Annotated in this window: 2 protein-coding genes; both read left to right on the top strand. The window is 74.5% G+C overall.

Features of this window, described 5'->3' with window-relative positions:
• Positions 1–273: 273 nt before the first annotated feature.
• Positions 274–3804 carry an ATP-dependent DNA helicase gene (locus EHS43_RS37915; RefSeq protein WP_125195155.1) on the top strand — a complete coding sequence of 1177 codons (3531 nt, stop codon included), beginning with the start codon at positions 274–276 and terminating at the stop codon, positions 3802–3804.
• Positions 3805–3925: 121 nt separating this feature from the next.
• Positions 3926–4609 (top strand): UvrD-helicase domain-containing protein (locus EHS43_RS37910; RefSeq protein WP_148104198.1); only part of this gene is annotated, 684 nt, incomplete at its 3' end.

Raw genomic sequence — 4609 nt, 5'->3', positions numbered from 1 at the left:
GCTTCCGCCATCCCGGGGGCCCGGGAGCACCTTGGGACCCGTACGGGGGAAACACGGCACGTCTGTGGCATGCCGTACGTTCGTGGGGTGAGGGACGTACGGGTCGCGAGCGTCGCGTGGGCTCCATGGGGCTCGCGGGAAGAAGCGGAACCCCTGCTTCCGCACTCGGCGTCGGCGTAGCGTCGGCGGCACGCGTCCCCCTCATCCCCCGTCCACCGCCCTCCACGCGCGGCGGGCCGCCCGACAGCACACCCACCAGGACCGGCGAACCACGTGAGCTCCTCTTCCTCCACCAGGCGTCTGTCGCACTCCCAGGTGCGACAGGGGGCCCGTGGCGCTTACCGACTGGTGCGTACCCCACCGGCCCGCGTCGATCCCCCTCGTCTGGACGCCGCACAGCGCGCCGTGGTTGAGCACGGAGGCGGGCCTTTGCTCGTTCTTGCAGGTCCGGGCACCGGAAAGACCACCACGCTCGTCGAGTCGGTGGCCTCACGAATCGCCCGTGGAGGGGACCCCGCGCGCGTGCTCGTGCTGACGTTCAGCCGCAAGGCCGCCGTCGAACTGCGCGACCGCATGGCACTGCGCATAGGAGCGGCACGCGCCCCGCAGGCGACCACCTTCCACTCGTTCTGCTACGCCCTGGTCCGCGCCCAACAGGACAGCGACCTGTTCGTGGAGCCGCTGCGGCTGCTGTCGGGCCCCGAGCAGGACGTCACCGTGCGCGAACTGCTGGCCGGCCAGCCCGACCTGGAGCGGCTCGGCCTCGCGCACGTGCGCTGGCCGGACGACCTGCGCGCCTGCCTGACCACCCGAGGCTTCGCCGACGAGGTCCGCGCGGTCCTCGCCCGTAGCCGCGAACTGGGCCTCGGCCCCGGCGCCCTGGACGCCTTCGCCCGCCGCATCGGTCGCCCCGACTGGCGGGCCGCGGCCGCCTTCCTCGCCGAGTACCTCGACGTCCTCGACCTCCAGGGCGTCCTCGACTACGCCGAACTCGTGCACCGCGCGGTGCTCCTCGCCCGCCGCCCCGAGGTCGCCGAGCGACTCGCCGCCCAGTACGACGCGGTGTTCGTCGACGAGTACCAGGACACCGACCCGGCCCAGGTACGGCTGCTGCACGCCCTCGCCGGCGGCGGTCGCACCCTCGTCGCCTTCGGCGACCCCGACCAGTCGATCTACGCGTTCCGGGGCGCGGACGTCAACGGCATCCTCGACTTCCCGTACGCCTTCCCGCGCGCGGACGGCCGGCCGGCTCCCGTCGAGGTCCTGCGCACCTCCCGCCGCTCCGGCGCCGAACTGCTGGCCGCGACCCGCCTGGTGACCCAGCGCATGCCCCTGACCCGGCTGCCGGCGCAGAAGGTCCGCGCCCACCGCGAGCTCGCCCCGGTCCACGAGGGCGGGCGCGTCGAGGTCTTCACCTACCCGACCCCCGGCACCGAGCTCGACAACATCGCGGACATCCTGCGCAGGGCGCACCTGGAGGACGGGGTGCCCTGGGGCGAGATGGCCGTCCTGGTCCGCGCGGGCTCGCGCACGATCCCCACGGTGCGCCGCGCGCTCACCGCGGCCGGCGTCCCCCTCGACATCGACGGCGACGACCTGCCCCTGCGCCACGAACCGGCGGTCGCACCCCTGCTGACGGCCCTCAGGGCGGTCGCCACGGCGGAGGCGGCGGGGGGTGCCGTACGACATGAAGCCGTACGGCCCGACGAGGGCGCTGCCGCCGGGGCGGGGCCGTCGAAGGAGGCGGCCCGCTCCGGGGCGCAGCCGATGGATGAGGAGACCCCCTCCGGGGCACGGCCGGCGGAAGAGGAAACTGCCGCCCAGGCGCTGCCGACCGGCGAGGAAAACGCCTCCGGGGCCCGGCCGACGGACGAGGAGTCCGTACCTGAGGAGTCGCCGTCGGATCCCGGCGCCCCGGCGTCGGCGGTCTCCTGGCTCGACACCGAGACCGCCCTCACCCTCCTCTCCTCCCCCCTCGCCGGTATGGACGCCGCCGACCTGCGTCGGCTCGGGCGCGCCCTGCGGGACGAGGAGCGGGCCGCGGGCAACGCCCTGCCGCCGCCCTCCGACGTGCTGCTCGCGCGGGCCCTCGCCGAGCCCGAACGGCTGGCCGTGCACGACCCCGCGTACGCGCGCGGAGCCCAGCGGCTCGGCGCGCTGCTGGGCAAGGCCCGTGAGCGCCTCGCGCAGGGCGGCAGCGCCGAGGAGGCGCTGTGGGACCTGTGGGAGGGCACGCCCTGGCCCGGACGTCTGGAGCGGGCCGCCCGGCGCGGCGGTGCCGCGGGGCGCAACGCGGACCGGGATCTCGACGCCGTGTGCGCGCTGTTCGCGACCGCCGCGCGCGCGGAGGAGCGCACCGGAGGCCGCGGCGCCCTGAACTTCCTGGAGGAGATCGACGCCGAGGACATCGCCGCCGACACCCTCACCCGGCGTGCCGTGCGCCCCGACGCCGTCCGCCTGATGACCGCGCACCGTTCCAAGGGCCTGGAGTGGCGGCTGGTCGTCGTCGCGGGTGTCCAGGAGGGCCTGTGGCCGGACCTGCGCCGCCGCGGCTCCCTCCTGGAGGCGGACCGCATCGGCCGCGACGGACTCGCCGAACCGCTCACCCCGGGCGCCCTGCTCGCCGAGGAGCGCCGCCTGTTCTACGTGGCCGCCACGCGTGCGCGTGAGCGGCTCGTCGTCACCGCGGTCAAGGCACCGGCCGACGACGGCGACCAGCCCTCCCGCTTCCTCACCGAACTCGGCGTCGAGCCCAAGGACGTGACCGGCCGCCCGCGGCGCCCCCTGTCGGTCGCCGCCCTGGTCGCCGAACTCCGTGCCACCGTCGTCGACCCGCGGGTCTCCGAGACCCTGAGGCAGGCCGCCGCCCGCCGCCTGGCCCGGCTCGCCGCCCTGGCCGACGAGGACGGCCGCCCGCTCGTCCCCTCGGCCCATCCCTACCGCTGGTGGGGCATGTTCGAGCCGACCGAGTCCAAGGTGCCGCTGCGCGACCGGGACCAGCCCGTCGTGCTCTCCGGCAGCGCCCTCGACCAGCTCGCCAACACCTGCGCCCTGCAGTGGTTCCTGGGCCGCGAGGTGAAGGCCGACGCGCCCGCGACCGTCGCCCAGGGCTTCGGCAACGTCGTGCACGTCCTGGCCGACGAGGTCGCCTCCGGGCACACCCCCGCCGACCTCGACGTCCTCATGGAGCGCCTGGACTCCGTGTGGAACGCGCTCGCCTTCGACGCGCCCTGGAAGTCGGCGCAGGAGAAGGAGAACGCGCGCGTGGCGCTCGAACGCTTCCTGAAGTGGCACGTCATGGACCGCACCGGCCGCACCCCGGTGGCCAGCGAGCACGACTTCGACGTCACCCTCGAAGCGGGCGAGGTCGAGGTGCGCATCCGCGGCCAGATGGACCGCGTCGAGGCCGACGGCGAGGGCCGCGCGTACGTCGTCGACTTCAAGACCGGCAAGCAGCCGGTGAGTTCCGCCGAGGTGGAACGCCACCCCCAGCTCGCCGTCTACCAGCTCGCCGTCCGCGAGGGCGCCGTCGACGAGGCCTTCGACGGCGTACGGCCCGAGCCGGGGGGCGCCGAACTCGTCCAGCTGCGCCAGGGCGCCCCCAAGAAGGACGGCGGCGAGACCCTCCCCAAGGTGCAGGCCCAGGAGCCCCTGGAGGGGGAGTGGGTCGGCGACCTGCTCGCCACGGCCGCCGGTAAGGTCCTCGACGAACGGTTCACGCCGAGCGCGGGACAGCACTGCACCCACTGCGCGTTCCGGGCCTCGTGCAGTGTCCGGCCGGAGGGACGGCACGTCGTGGAGTGAAGTGGGACTGAAGTGGGCATGCCGGTGTGATCAGTCGCACCACACGTGCTGACCTGCGCCTCTTCCGCACCGGGGGGCGATTCGTCCTCCGCTGTCAGTGCGCGCCGCTAGCCTCTGCGACATGCCCGCCCGTATCACCGATCCCGATCAGCTCAAGGAGCTCCTCGGCATCCCGTTCACCCCGGAGCAGATGGCCTGCATCACCGCGCCGCCCGCCCCGCAGGTGATCGTGGCCGGTGCCGGCTCGGGCAAGACGACGGTGATGGCGGCCCGCGTGGTGTGGCTGGTCGGCACCGGCCAGGTCGCCCCCGAACAGGTCCTCGGCCTCACCTTCACCAACAAGGCCGCCGGTGAACTCGCCGAGCGCGTCCGCAAGGCGCTCATCAGGGCCGGCGTCACCGATCCCGACGTCATCGACCCGGACAACCCGCCCGGCGAACCCGTGATCTCCACCTACCACGCCTTCGCGGGCCGCCTGCTGACCGACCACGGCCTGCGCATCGGCCTGGAACCGACCTCCCGCCTCCTCGCCGACGCCACCCGCTACCAGCTCGCCGCGCGCGTGCTGCGCGAGGCCCCCGGCCCCTATCCCGCCCTGACCCGTTCCTTCGCCGACCTGGTCAGCGACCTGCTCACCCTCGACGCCGAACTCTCCGAGCACCTGGTCCGCCCCGAGCGGCTGCGGGCCCACGACGCCGAGCTGCTGCTGACCCTCCACAGCGCCAAGCTCACCAACGACGCCCTGCGCAAGGTCCCCGAGGCGGCCGCGGCCCGCCGCGAACTGGCCGACCTGGTCGCCCGCTAC

It is taken from the genome of Streptomyces sp. RP5T (assembly GCF_003933965.1).
Taxonomy (GTDB): domain Bacteria; phylum Actinomycetota; class Actinomycetes; order Streptomycetales; family Streptomycetaceae; genus Streptomyces.
Note: the sequence above shows the minus strand (reverse complement) of the source record. Positions and strands in the feature narration are given on the sequence as shown.